We start from the raw sequence: 20,010 nt of genomic DNA on the forward strand, positions 1-20,010 counted from the left end.
GTCAAAGACCATGCGCACCGCGCGCTCCATGACCTCAGGGGAAAACTTCGGTGACTTTCTCATCTTGGCTCCATTCTCAATCGAAGGAGCCTCCTCAAAATCCGGGGCGGTTCAGTCCGTTTTCACGTCCGAAGTAACGCGCGTAGCCCGAGAGGTTGGAATTGAGGGCAAGCTTGGCGGCCAAGCTCAGGTGAAAGGCGTTTCCGGGGTCTGGAAAGACCTGACCGATTCGGTCAACCAGATGGCGGGCAACCTCACAGCGCAGGTGCGCAATATTGCTGAAGTTACGATCGCGGTGGCTAATGGCGACCTCTCCAAGAAGATCACCGTCGACGTCCGCGGAGAGATCCTTCAACTCAAAGAGGCGACCAATACCATGGTCGACCAACTGCGCTCGTTCGCCTCGGAGGTGACCCGCGTCGCGCGGGAAGTCGGCACCGATGGTCGGCTCGGCGGCCAAGCCGTCGTGCCCGGAGTGGCAGGCACGTGGAAGGACCTGACCGATTCGGTTAACTCCATGGCCAACAATCTGACGTCGCAGGTGCGCAATATTGCGACGGTGACGACAGCGGTCGCGCGTGGTGACCTGAGCCGCAAGATCACGGTCGACGTGAAGGGCGAAATCCTCGAGCTTAAGGAGACCATCAACACCATGGTCGACCAGCTGAACGGCTTCTCGTCCGAGGTGACTCGCGTGGCGCGTGAGGTGGGCACCGAGGGCAAGCTCGGGGGCCAGGCGCAGGTACCGGGTATCGCGGGAACTTGGAAGGACCTCACTGATTCGGTGAACTCGATGGCATCAAACCTCACCGGTCAGGTGCGCAACATCGCCGGCGTTGCCACTGCCATTGCCAAGGGCGATTTGTCATCCAAGATCACCGTCGAGGTGAAGGGCGAAATCCTCGCGCTCAAAGAAACCATCAACACAATGGTCGATCAGCTCAACGGCTTCGCTTCGGAGGTGACCCGCGTTGCGCGTGAGGTCGGTACCGAAGGCAAGCTGGGCGGCCAAGCCCAGGTACCCGGGGTCGCCGGCACCTGGAAGGATCTGACCGACAACGTCAACTTCATGGCTTCGAACCTGACGGGGCAGGTGCGCAACATCGCCGAAGTGACCACTGCAGTGGCCAACGGAGACCTCTCCAAAACCATCACAGTCGACGTCAAGGGCGAGATTCTCGAACTGAAGAACACCATCAACACGATGGTGGACCAGTTGAACGGCTTCGCGTCCGAGGTTACCCGCGTCGCGCGCGAAGTCGGTACCGAAGGCAAGCTGGGCGGCCAGGCTGCCGTGCCCGGGGTCGCGGGCACATGGAAGGACCTGACGGACAGCGTGAACTTCATGGCGTCCAATCTGACAGGCCAGGTGCGTAACATCGCGGAGGTTACGACCGCGGTGGCGCGCGGCGACCTCTCCAAAAAGATCACCGCCAACGTGCGCGGCGAGATTCTCGAACTCAAGAACACCATCAACACCATGGTGGACCAGCTGAACGGTTTCGCCGGAGAGGTAAGCCGCGTCGCGCGTGAAGTTGGAACCGAAGGCGCACTGGGGGGCCAAGCGCAGGTATTGGGCGTGGCCGGTACCTGGAAGGATCTGACCGATAACGTCAACTCAATGGCTTCCAACCTGACGGCGCAGGTACGCAACATCGCAGACGTAGCGACCGCCGTCGCCAACGGCGACCTGTCCAAAAAGATCACCGTCGATGTCAAGGGCGAGATCCTCGAACTCAAGAACACGCTCAATACGATGGTAGACCAACTCAACGGCTTCGCCTCCGAGGTGACTCGGGTGGCGCGGGAGGTCGGAACCGACGGGAAGCTCGGGGGCCAGGCCCAGGTGCGGGGTGTCGCGGGCACGTGGAAGGATCTGACTGACAACGTGAACTCGATGGCCAACAACCTCACGGGCCAGGTGCGCAACATCGCCGACGTCACGACAGCGGTCGCGCGCGGCGACCTCTCACGCAAGATCACGGTCGAAGTGAAAGGCGAGATCCTGGAACTTAAAAACACCATTAACACGATGGTGGATCAGCTCAATGGCTTTGCCTCCGAAGTGACGCGCGTTGCGCGCGAGGTGGGGACCGAGGGCAAGCTTGGCGGCCAAGCTCAAGTGCCGGGTGTGGCCGGAACTTGGAAGGACCTCACCGACAACGTCAACTTTATGGCATCGAACCTCACGGGCCAGGTGCGCAACATCGCGGACGTGGCCACGGCGATTGCGCGCGGCGACCTCTCGCGCAAGATCACCGTTGAGGTGAAAGGCGAGATCCTCCAGCTCAAGCAGACGATGAACACCATGGTCGACCAGCTCAATGCGTTTGCTGGGGAAGTAAGTCGCGTAGCACGCGAGGTCGGCACTGATGGCAAGCTCGGCGGGCAAGCCGCGGTGGAGGGTGTGGCGGGCACCTGGAAAGATCTCACCGACAACGTCAATTCGATGGCCTCGAATCTCACGGGCCAGGTGCGCAACATTGCCGAGGTGACGATCGCCGTGGCGAACGGCGACCTGTCGAAGAAGATCACGGTCGACGTGCGAGGCGAGATCCTCGAGCTCAAGGAAACGATCAACACGATGGTCGACCAACTGCGCTCGTTCGCGGCCGAGGTCAGTCGGGTGGCCCGCGAGGTCGGCACCGATGGCAAGCTCGGCGGGCAGGCGCAGGTTCCCGGTGTGGCCGGCACTTGGAAAGATCTCACGGACAACGTGAATTCGATGGCCAACAACCTCACGGGCCAGGTTCGCAACATTGCCGACGTCGCCACGGCAATTGCTCGTGGCGATCTGGGTCGCAAGATCACGGTCGACGTCAAGGGCGAGATCCTGCAGCTGAAGGAAACGATCAATACGATGGTGGACCAACTCTCGGCATTCGCCTCGGAAGTGACGCGTGTCGCGCGCGAAGTTGGCACCGAAGGAAAGCTCGGCGGCCAAGCCGCCGTACCGGGCGTAGCGGGCACGTGGAAGGACCTTACCGACAACGTGAATTCGATGGCTTCGAACCTAACGGGGCAGGTGCGCAACATCGCCGAAGTCACAATCGCTGTGGCCAATGGTGACCTGTCGAAGAAGATCACGGTCGACGTTCGTGGAGAAATTCTTCAACTCAAGGAGACCATCAACACGATGGTCGAGCAGCTGCGGTCTTTCGCTTCTGAGGTCACGCGCGTCGCGCGCGAGGTCGGCACTGAAGGCAGGCTTGGGGTGCAGGCCGTGGTGCCCGGCGTGGCTGGCACGTGGAAGGATCTGACCGACTCTGTCAACACAATGGGGGCCAACCTGACCTCGCAGGTTCGCAATATCGCCGAGGTCACGACGGCGGTGGCGCGTGGCGACCTGAATCGTAAGATCACGGTCGACGTGAAGGGCGAGATCCTCGAGCTCAAGAACACGATCAACACGATGGTCGACCAGCTCAATTCTTTCGCCGGCGAAGTCACGCGGGTCGCCCGCGAGGTCGGTACGGAGGGCAAGCTTGGCGGCCAGGCGCAGGTTAGCGGCGTCGGGGGCACTTGGAAAGACTTGACCGATAACGTCAACTTCATGGCCTCGAACCTGACCGAACAGGTACGCGGCATCGTGAAGGTCGTGACGGCCGTCGCCGATGGCAACCTCACGCAACGCCTGACCGTTCAGGCCAAGGGCGAGGTGGCCGCTCTTGCTGACACCATCAACGGAATGACCGACACGCTCGCAACCTTTGCTGACCAGGTCACCAACGTCGCACGCGAAGTCGGCGTGGATGGACGGCTCGGGGGGCAAGCCAACGTGCCCGGCGCGGCGGGTACGTGGAAGGACCTGACCGGCAACGTGAACCTGCTCGCGGCCAACCTCACCACGCAAGTGCGCGCGATCGCGGAAGTTGCCACGGCAGTGACCAAGGGTGACCTCACACGCTCGATCCAGGTGGACGCCAAAGGCGAGGTATCAGAGCTCAAGGACAACATCAATACGATGATTTCCAACCTGCGCGAGACAACCGAACGCAACCGCGAGCAGGACTGGCTCAAGACGAACCTCGCACGCTTCACGGGCATGTTGCAGGGCCAACGCGATCTCGCCACGGTCGGCAAAATGCTGCTGTCAGAACTCGCGCCTCTGGTGCATGCCCATCAGGGCACCGTTTATCACTACGAGGGAGAGGACGCCACCAAGGGGAGTCTGGCTCTGTTGTCGAGCTATGCGCAGACGGGCAAGTTCCGCCTATCCAAGACGATCGGACTTGGCGAAGGGTTGGTCGGGCAGTGTGCCGTCGAACAGAAGCGAATCCTCCTCAACAACGCCCTGCCAAACTTCGTCAGCATCGACTCGAGTCTGGGCGAGGCCCGAAGCTTGAACGTTGTGGTGTTGCCGGTGCTATTTGAAAGGCACACCAAAGCGGTCATCGAACTCGCGTCACTGCAACCGTTCACGGTGGTGAATCTCAATTTTCTAGACCAGCTGGCGCTCGGCATCGGCGCAGTCTTCAACACCATCGAAGCCACCATGCGAACGGAGGGACTGCTCACGCAGTCGCAGCAGCTTACGGCCGAACTGCAGTCTCGGCAGAGCGAACTGCAACAGACCAATGAGGAGCTCGGAACCAAGGCACGGCTGCTGGCCGAGCAGAACGCGGAAGTTGAACGCAAGAACGCGGAGGTCGAACAGGCTCGCGGGGCGCTCGAGGAAAAGGCGTCCGAGCTGGCTCTGACCTCCAAGTACAAATCCGAGTTCCTCGCCAACATGTCACACGAATTGCGCACGCCGCTCAATTCCATTCTGATCCTGAGCCAGCAACTCGCCGAGAACGCGCCCGGCACGCTCTCGAGCAAGCAAGTGGAATTTTCGCGCAACATCAACTCCTCCGGCACCGACCTGCTGCATCTGATCAACGACATTTTGGATCTCTCTAAGATCGAATCTGGGACTGTCACCGTCGACATCGAAGAGATCAGCTTCGCGGGTCTGCGCGACAACATCGATCGCAATTTCCGTCACGTGGCGGAAGCGAAAAACCTGCCATTCCACATCCGTTTCGAGAATGACCTGCCGCGGTCGATGGACAGTGATCCAAAGCGCCTGCAGCAAATCTTGAAGAACCTGCTGTCCAATGCGGTGAAGTTCACTGCCCAAGGCCAAGTCGAGGTTCGCGTTGGTTTGGCGACCCAAGGCTGGAGCCTGGACCATCCGGTGCTCCGGCAAGCGCAGCATGTCGTCGCTTTTGCCGTCGAAGACACCGGCATCGGAGTCGCACCGGAAAAGCAGCGGCTCATCTTCGAAGCGTTTCAGCAGGCCGACGCTGGCACTTCGCGCAAGTATGGTGGCACGGGTCTAGGGTTGGCGATCAGCCGCGAGCTTGCGGTGCTGCTGGGCGGTGAGATCCGTCTCACGAGCGTGTACGGGCAGGGCAGCGTCTTCACGCTCTATCTCCCGCTGCACTACGTTGGCGCGGAATCGTCCACCGTGTCCCGCATCCTCCCGGCAATTGCGGACGGATCAAGCCGCAACATCTCGGCTTTGCCGATGGCGCGCGAGGAGCACATCGGCGACGACCGGGATGCTGTCGCGCCGGGGGACCCGGTGCTGCTCATCATCGAGGACGATCCGCACTACGCGCGCGTCCTGCTCGGTCTGGCCCGAGAAAAGGGGTTCAAGGGCATCGTCGCGAACAAGGGTGCCTACGGCCTCGCGCTGGCCCGCCAATACAGCCCAGCGGCCATTTCGCTCGACATCGTATTGCCCGACATGCTTGGCTGGACTGTGCTCAATCAGCTCAAGCTCGAGCCCGCGCTGCGCCATATCCCGGTCCAGATCATCAGCATCGAGGAGGAGCAGCAGCACGGCCTGGCGCACGGCGCGTTTGCGTATCTCGTGAAAGAGCCGACGACCGACGGCCTCGAAGCGGCGTTCGAGCGCATCAAGGCTTTCATCGTGCCACGCACCAAGCGCCTTCTGGTGATCGAGGACAACGACATCGAACGTGGCGCCATCATGGAGCTACTTGGTCACAGCGATATTGAAATGGTCGGCGTTGCAACAGGTGAGGCAGCGCTGGCCGAATTGCGGCGGCAGAGCTTCGACTGCCTCGTACTCGACCTGCGTCTGCCCGACATGACGGGGTTCGAGCTACTAGAGCACCTCCAGATCGAGCCCCGTCTGGCAGCAGTGCCTGTCGTGGTCTACACCGGCCGGGACCTCAAGCCCGAGGAACAGGCGCACCTGAACACCATGTCCAAGAGTATCGTGCTGAAGGATGTCCACTCGCCGGAACGGCTGCTGGACGAGACCGCGCTCTTCTTGCACCGGGTCGTGACCGAACTGCCGCCGGAAAAGCAAGTGCTGCTCGAGCGGCTGCACAGCTCGGCCGAAGTGCTACGCGGGCGCAAGGTGTTGGTGGTTGACGACGACATACGCAACATATTTGCGTTGACCTCCGTACTTGAGAACCACGATGTGGTTGTCTTCAGTGCGATGAATGGTCGCCAAGCAATCGAAATTCTTGCGCAGGAGGGGGATCTGTCAATGGTGCTTATGGACATCATGATGCCCGAGATGGATGGCTATGAGACCATGCGCGAGATTCGAAAGGACGCACGCTTTCGGACTCTGCCGATCCTTGCCCTGACCGCCAAGGCAATGAAAGGCGACCGAGAAAAATGCCTCGATGCGGGCGCAAGCGACTACATCGCGAAGCCGGTGAACACCGACCAGTTGCTTTCGCTGATGCGGGTCTGGCTGTTCCGATGAACCAAAAAATGACTGCGTCCTTCAATTGTGGCTGGACACCTTTGGACATCGGAAGTCCTGTGCAGATTACATCTTCACCATCGCGCCCCTTTTCATCATGACAGCAGAAGGCAACGCCGCACTCGCCATGTCCGAGCAGGTCAACATCCTTCTAGTGGACGACGAGCCGGTCAACCTGACGGTGCTTGAAACGGTCCTCCAGGACTCGGGCTATCGGTTGATTCATGCGTCGTCGGGCGAGCAGGCGCTATTGGCGCTCATGTCGCACGAGTTTGCGGTAATGGTGCTGGACGTCAACATGCCCGACATGACGGGCTTTGAACTTGCGGAGTTGATCAAACAGCGCAAGAAGACAGCGCACGTGCCCATTATTTTCCTCACTGCTTATTTCAACGACGACCAGCACGTCGTCGCGGGCTATGGTAGTGGCGCCGTGGACTACCTGCACAAGCCTGTGAATGTCGGAATCCTGCGATCCAAGGTGGCGGTCTTTGCGGAGCTTTACCGCAAGGAGCGCGCACTGCAGGAAGCCAATCGGGCGTTGCTCGGAGAGATCGCCGAGCGCCGCAGCGCCGAAGATAGGCTTCGGCTCTTGAACGATACGCTCGAGCGCAAGGTGCTGGAGCGCACGGAGGCGTTGCACGCCAGCGAGGCCGAATTGCGGGAGGCGAACCGGCGCAAGGACGAGTTCCTCGCAACTCTTGCGCACGAACTTCGAAACCCGCTAGCGCCGGTGGGCTACGCCGTGCGTTTGCTGCGATTGAAAGCTGCTGGAATTCAGGAGGTCGAGCGCGCGTCGCAGCTGATTGATCGCCAAGTCAAGATCATGAGCCGGCTGATTGACGACCTCATGGATGTCAGCCGGATCAGCCAAGGGAAGGTCGAGTTGCAGCGCAAGCGCGTACCAGTTGCCGAGGTGCTGTACGACGCAATCGAATCGACCCGGCCAATGATCGAAGAGTTCCGACATGCGCTGAACATCGATCAGCCCGACGGAGAACTCTTCCTCGAAGCGGATGCCACGCGGCTGTCACAGGCCTTCATGAACCTCATTCACAACTCAGCAAAATACATGGACAAGGGCGGCCGGATTGACCTTGGGGTGCGACGCGAGGCGCACGAGGTGGTCGTCTCAATCCGTGACGCCGGGATCGGCATTGCAGCGGACCGGCTTGAGAGCATCTTCGAGATGTTTTCTCAAGTGGAGACCGCGCTTTCGCGTTCTCGCGGCGGGCTTGGCATCGGGCTGTCGTTGACGCGCCGACTGCTCCAATTGCACGGGGGCAGCGTCACGGCGCGCAGCGATGGCCTTGGACTCGGCAGCGAATTCATAGTGCGTCTGCCGCTCGCTAGCGGTCTGGAGACCGTCGCTGCGAACGTCACCAACGCCCAGCCGCCCATCATGCCAGCCAAGAGCCTTCGCATTTTGGTGGCGGACGACAATCGTGATAGCGCAGAGACCCTCTCCGCACTTCTCCAAGCCATGGGCCACACCGTAAGACATGTTTTTAATGGGCATGATGCGGTGCTTGCGACGACGGCCTTCGTCCCCCACGTGGTGTTGCTCGACATCGGCATGCCTCAACTGAATGGATATGAGGCGTGTCGGGCGATTCGACAACAGGAGCGGGGCGAGAGCGTGGTGATTTACGCTGTGACCGGTTGGGGTCAGCCTGAGGACGTGCGCAAGGCGACGGAGGCAGGCTTTGACGGGCACCTCGTGAAGCCAGTGGATCCAGAGGCATTGGTCGCCATCCTCAACAAAGCGCGCCTTGCGGTGTCGCAGTGAGTGCCAGGCGGCATCCGGTCGACTACCTCGCGCCTGGACTACATTTCTTATTGCAGGCGACATGCTGAAGACGTCCGAGCCACCTCATGGCCCAGAACCCGACCGCCCCGGGTGGAGTAGCGAAGAGAAGTCAAACGCTTTGACCCGTCGGGCGCGCGTTACCCCCACTGCGACGTGCGACCATCGACGCTGCCGAGCTGCCCCGGCCCTGCGATGACCTAGCAGGCGAAGTGCTCTGAGAAGCGTGTTCTGCCTTTGGGCTGAATGTGCCGAGCGGGTTCCCACTGAAATGGGACCGCTCCCCTCACTCGGCGCCCGGTCTGACGGCGTCCCCGAGAGGCTGAATTGTGGAATCCTTGTACCTGAACGTGACGCGCACGTACTCCCAAGCCAGCGTCAGATGCCTGCGCAATGCCAGTTCCGCGGCGTCGGGGTCACGATTGACGATCGCCATGAAGATCGCCTCGTGGCCGGCGTAGTTGATGCGATCAAGCTCATCGTTAGCCTCGATCTGGCGCCAGCGCTCGTACAACCATGCGACGTACGCGCGGTGAACCACCGGATAGATCGGGTTGCGGGGGATCTCATACAGCGCGTTGTGAAAGTCGACGTCCGTGAGTTCGAACTCGCCGCGCTTGCCGATCGCCTCACGGTTGCGCACCAGGGCCGCTTTCAGCCGCTGAATGTCTTCGCACCGTGCGCTGGCAGCGGCTGAGCGCGCCAAGGCGGCCTCCAGGAACATCCGCGTCTCGAACAAGTTCCATACGCCCCGCTCGTCATCGGCGAGCATGTTCGACACCACCTGACCCATCGCGCCCAAGGCAGAGTCGTAGTCCGGCTTGGAGACGATCGGCCTGAACCCCGGACGGGTCTTGAGCAGACCACGGCTGGAAAGGTCGTTGATTGCCTCTCGCACCACCGAGCGGCTGACGCCAAGCCGCTCCATCAGCGTCCGCTCAGGCGGCAACCGTTCGCCGGCCACCAACTCCCCTGACCAGATCATTTCTGTCAAGCGCCTTTTGACGCTCTCGGAAACACGGCGCGCGCCTATGTCCGCTCGGGGCGGCACGGGCGCGTCAGCGCCCATCTGGCGTTGCTCGTCACTCATGGACATGTTGGGGGACTCCTTTCTTCAAGGATCCGACACCTTGTTGCTGAGGGGCAATTTTAAGACCACTTGTTCCAATTTGGTCGTACCAAATGTTGACGCTCGAAGGATGGGCGCTTACCATTTGCGGAGACTCAAATTTTGGTCCGTCCAAACATGGCACTAATCGACAGTATCGAGGTTGGTTATTACAGATTGCCCCTCGCCGCCGTCCTCAGCGACGCTATGCATGGCGAGATGCAGGCTTTTGAACTCAACACCGTCCGTCTGCGCGATGTACACGGAGTGGAAGGCAGCGGCTACACATTCACCTGCGGGCGCAACGGCGCGGCAATCGACGCCGTGCTGCGACGGGACTTCGGGGAGTTGCTGGACGGGCAGGATGCGGACCGTATCGAGTTCCTCTGGAACAAGCTCTGGTGGGCGTCGCACTACGGCGGCCGGGGGGGCCCAACGGTGCTGGCTCTATCCGCGGTAGACATGGCGTTGTGGGACCTGAAAGCCCGTAAGTTGGGACTGCCCCTGTGGAATCTGCTTGGCGGGCACGACCGGCGCGTGCGCTGCTATGCCGGCGGCATCGACCTGCAGCTGCCGTTGGATCAGTTGCTCCAGCAGACCGATCGCAATCTGGACAAAGGCTTTCGCGCCATCAAGATGAAGGTTGGCCGAGAGCGGCTGAGCGAGGACGTCGAGCGCCTGGCGGCGATGCGTCGACACTTGGGCGAGGGCTTCCCGCTAATGGCCGACGCGAACATGAAGTGGACGGCCGACGCAGCGATCCGCGCTGCCAGCGCCTTCCAGCCTTTCGACCTTACCTGGCTCGAGGAGCCGGTGATCCCAGACGACGTCGCCGGTCAGGCACGCGTGGTGCGCAACGCCGGTATCCCGATCGCCTCAGGCGAGAACCTTCGCACGCTGTGGGAGTTCAAGCAGCTGATCGCAGCAGGCGGCGTGACCTTTCCCGAGCCCGACGTTACCAACTGCGGTGGCATCACGGCGTTCATGAAGATCGCGCACTTGGCCGAGGCCTTCAACCTGCCGGTGACCTCGCACGGCGCGCACGATGTCACCGTGCACCTGCTTGCGGCCGTGCCGAACGGCTCCTTCCTCGAGGCTCACGGGTTTGGCCTTGACGACTACATCGCCGACCCACTGCGCATCGACGATGGCTTTGCCATCGCACCGGACCGTCCCGGTCACGGCATCGCGTTCGACTGGGCTCGCCTCGATAGCATTCGGGCCTGAGCCCCCGCATATCGTAAGGACTTAAATGCCGACTAACGGGCAAACCTGCCCTCATTGCTGTGGGCGCGAATCGCATCGGCCACGCCACCGAGTAGAAACAGAAACTATGGCTTTACTCGTGGTTGCCGGGGTCGATAGGGGACCTGTCCAGTGGGATCAGTCCGTCTTCGTTTACCTCGAGTCGCAGGCGATCGCTGTTGCCGAAGTTGCCTGGGCGGATAGGGCCAGACGGCATTTGCACATCGAGCACCCTCGCCCCGTGCGCATCAGCGTGGAACATGGAGTGGCGGTAGGTCGGTTGGCGTTGCTCGAGATCATTGCGCTTGCGGTGACGTCAGAAGCTTTGCTGCGTCGAATCACTGTCTCCTTGCACTACTGTGCGCCAGGCAATGACGGAGGGATTGCGATTGCAGCGGCTCGAGCGGCTCTTCTAAGAAGCATCGGCGCCACTGAGATCGCAGTGATTCCGGATATCGCTCAGACACGGGCCGGCCAGTTTGTGGTTGAGGCTGTCTGGAAGCCAAGTTCTGGCGCGCTGGAGATGCTGCACCAACGCCTGACCCGCGAGAGGACCAGCTACTATCGCTTCTTGGCCCGTCCAACCTGGGCGCGATGCATAGGCAAATTGCTGCACTTTATGCCAAGGATAGTTCGCGCGGGCGGAGCCGATCGCGCCCATGGCCGAGCGTCCCCGCGAGCTTAGGCACATTCCCGACGGACAGCTTCCGAGTAGTGGCCCGCGTCGCTCGAGGCATCGTCGCCAAAGATATTGCTGAAGAAGCGCGCTACGCTGGACATGAAGCCTTCGACTTCATTCTTGGAAGACGAGCCCGATCGACCCGCGAGAGGCGTTTCGGGGCGCGACCCGCCCGGGCTCCGGTTGCTGAATGCCCCGCAGGCCGGCGTCAAATAGCCTGTCCTGCGGCATGCCCCCCGGATGCCGGACGTGTTCGCCGGAACTCCGGCAGCAGAGCGCGCCGCGGGGATGTCGCCGCTGCCCGCAAGGGCGTCCACCATCGTGCTGCGGGCTGTTTGAACCCAGACCCTCTGTGTGCAACCGCTACTTGGCCTTGATGCTTTTGTCCAACAGATCGTTGGTGAAGACCGCCGACGGCTTAAATGCCTTCACGTCGTAGATCTCCTTGACGATGTTGTAGTCTGCCTCGATGCGCTTGGGATCGAAGGCGCCGAGGGCTAACCTTCGTGAGGCATCGTCGATCAGCAAGGTTTCCACGTTCTTCCAGCTGGCGTTGACGTCGTCAAGCTGTTGACTGGCGGCCTCTGCCAAGTTTTCGTTGCAGGGCTGCGGGTTTTGCAGGCAGGCCGCATACGCACGCTGTACGACGGGCACGAACTTCGCGAGCACAGCTTTGGGGGGTCAACTTTCGGTCGGCGCGAACACACGAAGAACTCAGCTGGCACCATGTCCAGTCGCTCGCTCACGTCTTCGCCGACGCGAACCATCGGTCCGCCGCATCCACGGGTCGTCTCCTCGGGCTCATGGTGGTGCTCCACACCGCGCAGGTGCGCAGGCAGTGCCTCGCGGCGCGGCGTACGGCGATCGCGCCCCGAGCGGTTCGCGTCGGGCCTGTTGCCGAGCAAGGCGCCGAGCTCGGCCTGCAGGCTCTCCCTGTCTTCGACGAGCGCTTCTTCGAAGAGCTGGCGCTGCTCGGCCGTCATGCGTTCGCTGTGCGCGCCGAACTGCCAGTGCTTCAGACGTAGCAGCTCGAAAGTGATCTTCTCGATCTTGGCGTCTTTGAACTTCAGCGCCTTGTCCCGCTGTTCGATTTGCTCCTGATGCGCCTTGGACTGCTGGCCGTGTGGTTGAGCATCTGCACTAGCAGCGCGTCCTCCTCACTCGGTGCGAGGCGATCCAGATCGCCGGGCTGCAGAGCATGGACATCGAGCATGTCGCCCATTGTGTGAGGCCGGCAACCAATCGTCATTGGTGCATGCGCCAATTGATCTCGCAAGGGCCGCCGAAGCGATAGACAACTACACGCGCGTGATGAGTTGCATCTGCTCCAGACGCTGCCACGTGAGGCCAAGGACGAGTGCATCGAACGGGCTTGCGAGAGAGCCGGGAGTGGACTGGCCGAGCCTGGAGCCGCCACGAGAAGCGGCCCTGGTCCAACCGCCCGGCCGCGCACCAGATGCCGAAGCCATCGTGAATAAGCAGCTTGTTGCGGGTGGCGCGCGCGTTGGCGAACACGTAGCCATGGTAGGCCTGGGCGGCCCCGAAGACTCGGACAACACTCATCAGCAGTCGGTCCGGGCCGGGCGGGTTCGCATGTCCATGGATTCGACCGCGAGCCATCGCGTCGATGCGGATCATCGCCGCAGCTCTCGCATCCACGCCGCGCTTCAGACACCGCCGCGAACGGCCACATCACGACAACCTTGGTCGCCCGCGTTGGAGCTTAATCCAAATGTCCGGCATCGCCGGAGCCGAAGGCAATGGCACCTGCACGAAGCTCGACGGCAGTTGCGGAACTGCCTTCGAGGCGATCGCTACGTCGCCTGCGGGTTCTGCAGCGACCCCGCCCTCGGACTCCAGGACCCAGCGACGGACCAAGTTGGATTGACGCCGTTGGCCATGGCCACCGAGGCCATCGAAATGCCCGGCTTGCAGCAAGCGGCGACGACATGGGCCTTGAATTCGGGCGAGTGCTCGCGGCGCCGACACCTGCCGTCGTCGGGAGAAGAAGCAGTAGTGTTCACGTGTCCACGATTTGAGTTAAGTGGATAGGAGCATCCTATTGCCCTGGGGAGAATCAAGACGGGGCGGCGAGCCGCTTACACGCGACTTACACTTCTGGCAGAAGGGTATGAAGACGCCGGAGCGTTCATCAGTACGACCACAGGATCTCCCGAGTCAAGCGCACGATCACGCGAGTACGCGCCGTTCGCAGCCCTGTCAAGCTGTCATTTCGGCGTCGACGAGTTGCCTCAAAAGCTATCGCCTGGATCCCGCCCCACATGGCGACGCGCGGAAATGTTGAGGGCGCTCAGGCCAAGCGATTCAGTCGCGCGTACTGGTCGATGGTCAACCGCCTGGGGCAGAAAAGTCTGCCTCTTCCGAGAGGCGCCGGGACGGCAAGGCGAGGTTGCGAATGCGATGTCATTTCTTGCGTCGGACGATGGGAGCTTTATATTCGTCGATGGTGGCATCGCGTCGATCTGCATCGGCGTTGAGCTTTGCAAAGAGCTCGCCGGCCCAGTCGCCGAACGCTAGCAGTCTTGCGTTCAGGTGCCGGTGCGTGGGATAGACGAGGTGCAGCGGGTGCTTGGCACGCGTCCATTCATTCAATACTGCGGTGAGCGCTCCGGTGGCGACGTGTGGGCGCGCCATGAATTTGAAGGTTTGGCCGATGCCGAGGCCGTGGAGAAGTGCTGTCATGTGAGCAGTGCTCTCGCTCACTGAGACGGGTGATTTGCCGACGATTTCGATCTCCTCATCACCTCTAGAGAAATACAGAGCAAATGGCCGCCCGGTCTGGGCCGATAGGTAGCTCAGAATTTGATGCGATGGTCGAAGTTCGTTTGGATGAATTGGTGCACCAAATCTTTTCAGATAGGACGGGCTGGCAACGGTGAGGTAGTCAAGGTCGGCAATGCGGCGAGCGACCAACGTCGAATCGGCAAGTACACCACCTCGGATCACGCAGTCGACGCCCTCGCCGACAAGATCAGCGGCCCTGTCGCTTACGCCCAGTTCGAGCTGAATGTCCGGGTATCGCCTACGAAAGTCGGGAAGCGCCGGAATAAGGACGAGGTTTGCCAGCGAGGAGCCGATCTCCACGCGCAGTCGGCCGCTCGGTCTCGTCACAGCGCCAGCGATGGCGGCATTCATGTCCTCAACCTCGGCGATCAAACGTACTGCGTTCTTGTAGTAGGAGGCGCCCTCAGGCGTGAGCGAGAGCTTGCGCGTGGTGCGCTGTAGCAGCTTTACGCCAAGGTGTGCCTCCAGCGCCTGGAGCAACTTGGTAGCAGTGGGCTTGGGCATGTTGAGCGAGTCGGCAGCCTTAACGAAGCTGCCGGCTTCGGCGATTCGAGAGAAGACACGCATGGCAAGTAGTTGATCCATCGATGGTCCCAATCAAGTTCGGCACGGGGCACCCCAGGGCAGATCATGCACGCAGTCTTTCCAGCATGCCTCCAGAGAGAGATGTACCGGCAGGTCCAGAGGGGTATGGCGGTTGGCGCCCATCAGCGGAAAGTGCGACCCAACCCTATTGTTTACGCAGGGCAATAGAGAAATGGAGAAAGCGATATTTATCAAAGCGTTCGTTTGCCCTATCTTCCTCCCATCGTTTCAACAAATGGAGTTACACATGACAACGAAGCTCGAAGGCAAGATCGCATTGGTTACTGGCGGTACGACCGGCATTGGTCTCGCATCTGCGCAGGCATTGGCGGCGGAAGGCGCCAAGGTGTTCATTACCGGAAGGCGTCAAGCCGAGCTTGATGCAGCAGTCGCAAGCATCGGCAAGGGAGCCGTCGGCGTCCGAAGCGATGCGTCCAAGCTGGCCGATCTCGACCGCCTGTACGCGGAGATCAAGCAGAAGGCGGGACGCCTGGATGTGCTCTTTGCGAATGCCGGCGGAGGCGACATGCTTCCGCTTTCCGAGGTTACAGAGCAGCACTATGACCAAATCTTCGACCGCAACGTTAAGGGCGTATTGTTTACCGTTCAGAAGGCATTGCCCCTGTTGGTGGATGGATCGTCCGTGATCCTGACCGCCTCCACGACAAGCGTGAAGGGAACTGCAGCCTTCAGCGTCTACAGTGCTTCGAAAGCAGCAGTTCGGAACTTCGCGCGCAGCTGGGTGTTGGATCTGAAAGACCGCGGCATTCGCGTGAACGCAATCAGTCCCGGCCCTGTGCGCACGCCGGGGCTGGTCGAACTTGCGCCATCGAAGGAAGCGCAGGACGGATTGCTGGGTTACTTGGCGAGCCTGGTGCCAATGGGCCGACTTGGCGATCCTGCGGAAATTGGAAGGGCCGTGGTATTCCTCGCTTCGAGCGACTCGAGCTTCGTCAACGGCGCGGAGCTATTCGTCGACGGCGGAATGGCGCAGGTTTGAGGAAGAAAGCCGAAGAACATTCATGAAAGCCATCCGCTATTACCGCTACGGGGAGCCCGCTAGCGTCCTCGAATCCACTACCGTGGCCGATCCCCCGTTTCCGGCCGCAGGCCAAGTACTCATTCGGGTCAGCAAGCGTCCCGTTCATCCCGGGGACCTACTTGGAATACGGGGACGGTATCGCGGCCCGACGGACAGAAGCGATGTCGCGCTTGGTGGCGCAACCCCGGGCTTCGAAGGCGCGGGAACTATTGAGGCCATAGGCACGGATGTAGAGGAACAGCGCGGCCTGGCGGTCGGAGCAAGGGTGATGTTCTTTCCAGACCGCGCCGCGTGGAGCGAACGGGCGCTGGTGGCTGCAGAATATGTGACGCTCATTCCTGACGACATTTCGGACAGCATCGCCAGTCAGCTTCACGTGACGCCCTTGACTGCCGTCTTGCTTTTGAGGGCCGCGTCCGAGGTCGGAGTCCAAGGGCCCGGCCAGGGCGCGCTTGTGTTGACTGCGGGCGGTTCGGCCGTTGCGCGCCTGCTCGCCATCTTGGCCCGAAGCAGAGGCATTCACGTAGTCAGCGTCGTGCGCCGGCGAGGCGGAGCTGAGGCGCTACGCAATAGGTTGACGGGCGTGCCAATCGTTACGACGGATGATGAAAACTGGAAGCAACAGCTAACGGCGGCCCTCGATGGGCAGCCCATTCGTGCCGTCGTGGATCCAGTGGGTGGGCTAATTCCGAGCGAGATAGCGTCAATGCTGGCCAACGGGGGGGCGGTCATTTCGTACGGGGACTTGTCGGGTGAGCCGATCAGCTTGTCTGCGCTCAGCTTCTCCACTCGTGGGATCAGCATTCGTGGCGTTTCGGTGGGCGGGTGGGGCGGCCTACCGGAGCCTCAGCGTCGCGCCGACGTGTCGATTGCCCTGGATCTGGCCCGGACTGATCCGAGTCAATTTGATGTGGAAGCTGAGTACCCGTTTGCAGCCGTCAGCGAAGCTGCGTTGCACGCAGAGCGCGCAGCCAAATCCGGCGCGGTGCTGCTCATTTCCTGAAGCCGCGCCACACGGCCAGGTCACCCCCCCGAACGCGATGCCAAGCGTCGGAAGCGCGCTTTCTTCCAACGCCGCTTCTGACCGCCCCTTCCTTGAACCAACCGAAAGTCAATATGACAAATTTCCAGAAGAATGGATTTCGCTTTCAGGGTCTTGCAACTGGCCTGTTTACAGCAGCGCTAACGCTTTCGCTTTCTGGGCTAGCTTCGGCCGAGCCCGTTGTCTACAGCAAGCAACCCACTTCGGACGCTGCGCTCGCCAAGCGAATGAAGGGCTTTCAGAGCAAGACGATCCTTGTCAACGGGACCAAGATCCACTACGTGATCGGCGGAAATGGACCATCCCTGGTCCTGCTGCCTGGGTGGCCGGAAACTTGGTGGAGCTATCACAAGATGATGCCCGAGCTCGCGAAGCACTACACCGTCCTGGCACTCGATCTTCGGGGCATGGGCGGCTCTGCGAAGCCGCCGGATGGCTATGAGAAAAAGAACATGGCGAAGGACGTTTTCGAGGTGCTGTCCAGACTAGGCTATGAGAAGTCGATCGTCGTGGGCCACGACATCGGTGCCCAGGTGGCATGGAGCTTTGCTGCAAATTATCCCAAGGCAACTGAAAGGCTCGTCATGCTCGATGTTCCTCACCCTGATGAAGGACTCTACAACTGGCCAATCCTTCCAAAGCCCAACACGTTCGGGGACAAGATCGACCCAAGCGCGCCTTTCGCATGGTGGTTTGCTTTTCATCAGGTAAAGAAGCTGCCCGAAAGGATGCTGGCCGGTCGAGCGCATGTCGAACAAGAATGGTTCTTCACTTACCTTATGAAGGATGAATCTGTTCTATCTCCACTCGATCGAGCCGTCTACGCAAACGCATACCGCAGCGCCGACGCAATCCGAGCGGGTAACGCTTGGTACCAAGCTTTTCCGCAGGACATCGTGGACGAGAAGGCCTACACGAAATTGGAGATGCCCGTCCTCGGGATCGCTGGACCGGGCTACGGTTGGCTGAATTCAACGCTTGCTGCAAAGGCGACGAATGCCAGAACCGTCCACCTCGAAGACAGCGGCCATTTTCTACCGGAGGAAGCGCCCAAAGAAACGACCCGGCTGATCCTTGATTTCTTGAAGGCCGGGCAATAATTAGTCGGGCGGTATTTAGCCCTGGGGACGCACAGCAAAGTCGGCACGGTCCACGAGCGTCCCGGTGCTGGCATTGGACGGGGCGTGACCCTTTTCATCGCGGCGGGCCTTGTATCTCACGCCATGCAAGAGGCCTGCGCTATGCAGGCGTTCTTGCCATCACCCCGATGTTTCCTCACCATCGCCTCGCCACATCGCAGCGACGAAAGGGGGACGTTCATATCATTTGAGTTTCTTGAGCATCAAGGTGAGACAACCTTGAAGGAACTCAGAAGGTTGAGTTCGTTCAAAGTTATGATGATCTAACCTGGAGACGGCGCGTGCGCACGACGAGGAATACGTTCGCCGCGGTGCCTGAACGCCGACGAAGGGCAAGCAGGGCAGGGCGGAGAAGGTGCGCTCGAGCCCCGCTCAAATTGACTGGCAGAGTGCAGCGGCGGCTTAGATTTGACTTTTACAAACCCTGCGGGTCGCAACATGCACATTCGCATCGCGCACTCCGGCGCCTCTTCACCTCAATTCATCGAAAGATCTCGCGAGCAGTTCAGCAGCACGGGTGGGGACCGCAATCCCGCAATCTTCACGTTCGTGTGATGAACCTGAACGGCAATCGGATCGGTGGCCGAAGACGACGATCCGCTTTATTTCGCTGTCGCTACCTGCGCTGCAAAACGTCGTGAGACGCAGCGGGCAGGAGGCACAAGGCCGCTGCTGCGGGCGCATACTTGTCACCCTGCATGCTTCGGCGCCCGCTGCACGCCGACCTCGCCCGAGCCGCTCTTGTCGCTGCCTTGAACGGTGCCCGTTGCCCGGTACGACGCGCCGTCCAAGACGTCCGAGTCCAGCAGCGCGATTGCATGAACCAGCTCAGCCACCGAATCAACGGCCAGCTTCTTAAATGCCAATTTTCTATAGCCCTTCACGGTGCGCTCGGCGACGTTCAAGCTTTCTGCGATGGCCCTATTGCGATGACCTTCGTTGACGAGGCGCGCGACCAGCTTTTCCGGATAGGTCAGGGATTCATATCGAACTTTCAGGAACGCCATCCTCGCGGCCCTGTTGCGCTGACCGCGGCCCTGCGTGATGGCGGCCTCAATGGCCTCGCGCAGCACCGGCTCCGGGACGGGTTTGATCAAGAAGTCGGAGACGCCTATCTTCATTGCGGCGATGATGTCGGCAGGTTCCGGCTGCGTCGCGAGGACGACGACGGCGAATCCACGAATGGCGGCATGCGCTAGGAACCCAGGAAGGGCCTTCAGGTTCTCGGGGACATCGATATCGACGAGAACGCAGCCGATGTCGGTATCTGCTTCCCCTTCTTGAGTCGTGAACGCATCGAGATACAGGCACGCGTGAATGCGATGCCCCGCTCGATCAAGCGATCGCGAGAGCTGCCTCGGAATCGCAGTGGGACCCACCAGTTGAACGACAGCCATCGCTTGCTCCTCGCCAAGAAACCGGACCGGCGCAGGCGCAGGCGCCGGCGCCCAGGGGCCTTTCGGTCGCGATCATCCCTCATCGGCTTGAGTTTGGCATGGGCAAAAGGGGTGGACCGGCGATCGTGCCGAGGGACACACACGGCCGATTCCTCCAATACAGTGTCTACGCTTTTAACGGTCGACTCGCCGACTGGCCTTTCGGCGTATGGCGATCTCGATGTCGCGCAATGCGCAGTCCATTTTCACCATGCCCACGCATTCGGCAGGCAGGGTGGGGCGGGGCCCCATCGCACTGAAGCGCGTTCGTTTGACGCCGCAGCCGTCAAAATGGCCAGCCTGCCGCATTCGGGAAAGTTCGCCGCGAGTCATTCACAGGGGACTACAGGTCATGAGCGATACAGTTTCCTCTGCCCTGCAAGCCT

11 protein-coding genes and 1 pseudogene are annotated in these 20,010 nt (G+C 60.9%); 6 read left to right on the plus strand and 6 right to left on the minus strand.

The features are described from left to right. Positions 1-10 precede the first annotated feature (10 nt). Positions 11-6,736, plus strand: coding sequence for a HAMP domain-containing protein (locus tag ACSFBL_RS27310; protein WP_435518963.1), 6,726 nt, complete (start codon positions 11-13; stop codon positions 6,734-6,736). Positions 6,737-6,761: 25 nt separating this feature from the next. Then, positions 6,762-8,525, plus strand: a complete 1,764-nt coding sequence (locus tag ACSFBL_RS27315) for a response regulator (protein WP_435518964.1) — start codon at positions 6,762-6,764, stop codon at positions 8,523-8,525. Between the two features lie 304 nt (positions 8,526-8,829). On the opposite strand, the gene ACSFBL_RS27320 is transcribed toward ACSFBL_RS27315, so the two are convergent. After that, a complete protein-coding gene (locus ACSFBL_RS27320; RefSeq protein ID WP_435518965.1) occupies positions 8,830-9,639 on the minus strand; it encodes a GntR family transcriptional regulator in 810 nt (269 codons plus the stop codon). 150 nt (positions 9,640-9,789) lie between these two features. On the opposite strand from ACSFBL_RS27320, the gene ACSFBL_RS27325 reads away from it, so the two are divergent. After that, on the plus strand, positions 9,790-10,878 hold the full coding sequence (locus ACSFBL_RS27325; protein ID WP_435518966.1) for a mandelate racemase/muconate lactonizing enzyme family protein: 1,089 nt from the start codon (positions 9,790-9,792) through the stop codon (positions 10,876-10,878). A 1,060-nt stretch (positions 10,879-11,938) separates the two neighbouring features. Here ACSFBL_RS27325 and ACSFBL_RS27330 read toward each other — a convergent pair. From ACSFBL_RS27330 to ACSFBL_RS27345, 4 genes and pseudogenes are all read right to left on the minus strand, one after another. Beyond that, entirely contained in the window at positions 11,939-12,229 is a 291-nt protein-coding gene (locus ACSFBL_RS27330) for a hypothetical protein (RefSeq protein WP_435519089.1), read from the minus strand. Positions 12,230-12,291: 62 nt separating this feature from the next. After that, a pseudogene (locus ACSFBL_RS27335) lies at positions 12,292-12,558 on the minus strand (IS66 family transposase); the annotation flags it as partial. A gap of 262 nt (positions 12,559-12,820) precedes the next feature. Beyond that, complete coding sequence (gene tnpB, locus ACSFBL_RS27340; RefSeq protein WP_435518967.1) at positions 12,821-13,213, minus strand: IS66 family insertion sequence element accessory protein TnpB; 393 nt, start codon at positions 13,211-13,213, stop codon at positions 12,821-12,823. Positions 13,214-13,999: 786 nt separating this feature from the next. Further along, positions 14,000-14,965, minus strand: coding sequence for a LysR family transcriptional regulator (locus tag ACSFBL_RS27345; RefSeq protein ID WP_435518968.1), 966 nt, complete (start codon positions 14,963-14,965; stop codon positions 14,000-14,002). Between the two features lie 247 nt (positions 14,966-15,212). Between ACSFBL_RS27345 and ACSFBL_RS27350 the strand changes: the two genes are divergently transcribed. From ACSFBL_RS27350 to ACSFBL_RS27360, 3 genes are all read left to right on the plus strand, one after another. Next, positions 15,213-15,965 (plus strand): SDR family NAD(P)-dependent oxidoreductase, encoded by a 753-nt coding sequence (locus ACSFBL_RS27350; RefSeq protein WP_435518969.1) that lies wholly within the window; start codon positions 15,213-15,215, stop codon positions 15,963-15,965. A 22-nt stretch (positions 15,966-15,987) separates the two neighbouring features. Continuing rightward, positions 15,988-17,010: an alcohol dehydrogenase catalytic domain-containing protein gene (locus tag ACSFBL_RS27355; RefSeq protein ID WP_435518970.1), complete on the plus strand. Its 1,023-nt coding sequence runs from the start codon at positions 15,988-15,990 to the stop codon at positions 17,008-17,010. A gap of 113 nt (positions 17,011-17,123) precedes the next feature. Next, positions 17,124-18,149 (plus strand): alpha/beta fold hydrolase, encoded by a 1,026-nt coding sequence (locus tag ACSFBL_RS27360; protein WP_435518971.1) that lies wholly within the window; start codon positions 17,124-17,126, stop codon positions 18,147-18,149. Positions 18,150-18,877: 728 nt separating this feature from the next. On the opposite strand, the gene ACSFBL_RS27365 is transcribed toward ACSFBL_RS27360, so the two are convergent. Next, positions 18,878-19,585 (minus strand): response regulator transcription factor, encoded by a 708-nt coding sequence (locus tag ACSFBL_RS27365; RefSeq protein WP_435518972.1) that lies wholly within the window; start codon positions 19,583-19,585, stop codon positions 18,878-18,880. Positions 19,586-20,010: the final 425 nt, after the last annotated feature.

The sequence above is a fragment of the Variovorax glacialis genome, from assembly GCF_051216375.1.
In the GTDB taxonomy this organism is placed as follows: domain Bacteria; phylum Pseudomonadota; class Gammaproteobacteria; order Burkholderiales; family Burkholderiaceae_C; genus Variovorax.

Coding starts and splice junctions, on each gene's coding strand:
- ACSFBL_RS27310 (WP_435518963.1), top strand. CDS start 11: ATGCGCACCGCGCGCTCCATGACCTCAGGGGAAAACTTCGGTGACTTT.
- ACSFBL_RS27320 (WP_435518965.1), bottom strand. CDS start 9,639: ATGTCCATGAGTGACGAGCAACGCCAGATGGGCGCTGACGCGCCCGTG.
- ACSFBL_RS27325 (WP_435518966.1), top strand. CDS start 9,790: ATGGCACTAATCGACAGTATCGAGGTTGGTTATTACAGATTGCCCCTC.
- tnpB (WP_435518967.1), bottom strand. CDS start 13,213: ATGATCCGCATCGACGCGATGGCTCGCGGTCGAATCCATGGACATGCG.
- ACSFBL_RS27345 (WP_435518968.1), bottom strand. CDS start 14,965: ATGGATCAACTACTTGCCATGCGTGTCTTCTCTCGAATCGCCGAAGCC.
- ACSFBL_RS27350 (WP_435518969.1), top strand. CDS start 15,213: ATGACAACGAAGCTCGAAGGCAAGATCGCATTGGTTACTGGCGGTACG.
- ACSFBL_RS27355 (WP_435518970.1), top strand. CDS start 15,988: ATGAAAGCCATCCGCTATTACCGCTACGGGGAGCCCGCTAGCGTCCTC.
- ACSFBL_RS27360 (WP_435518971.1), top strand. CDS start 17,124: ATGACAAATTTCCAGAAGAATGGATTTCGCTTTCAGGGTCTTGCAACT.
- ACSFBL_RS27365 (WP_435518972.1), bottom strand. CDS start 19,585: ATGGCTGTCGTTCAACTGGTGGGTCCCACTGCGATTCCGAGGCAGCTC.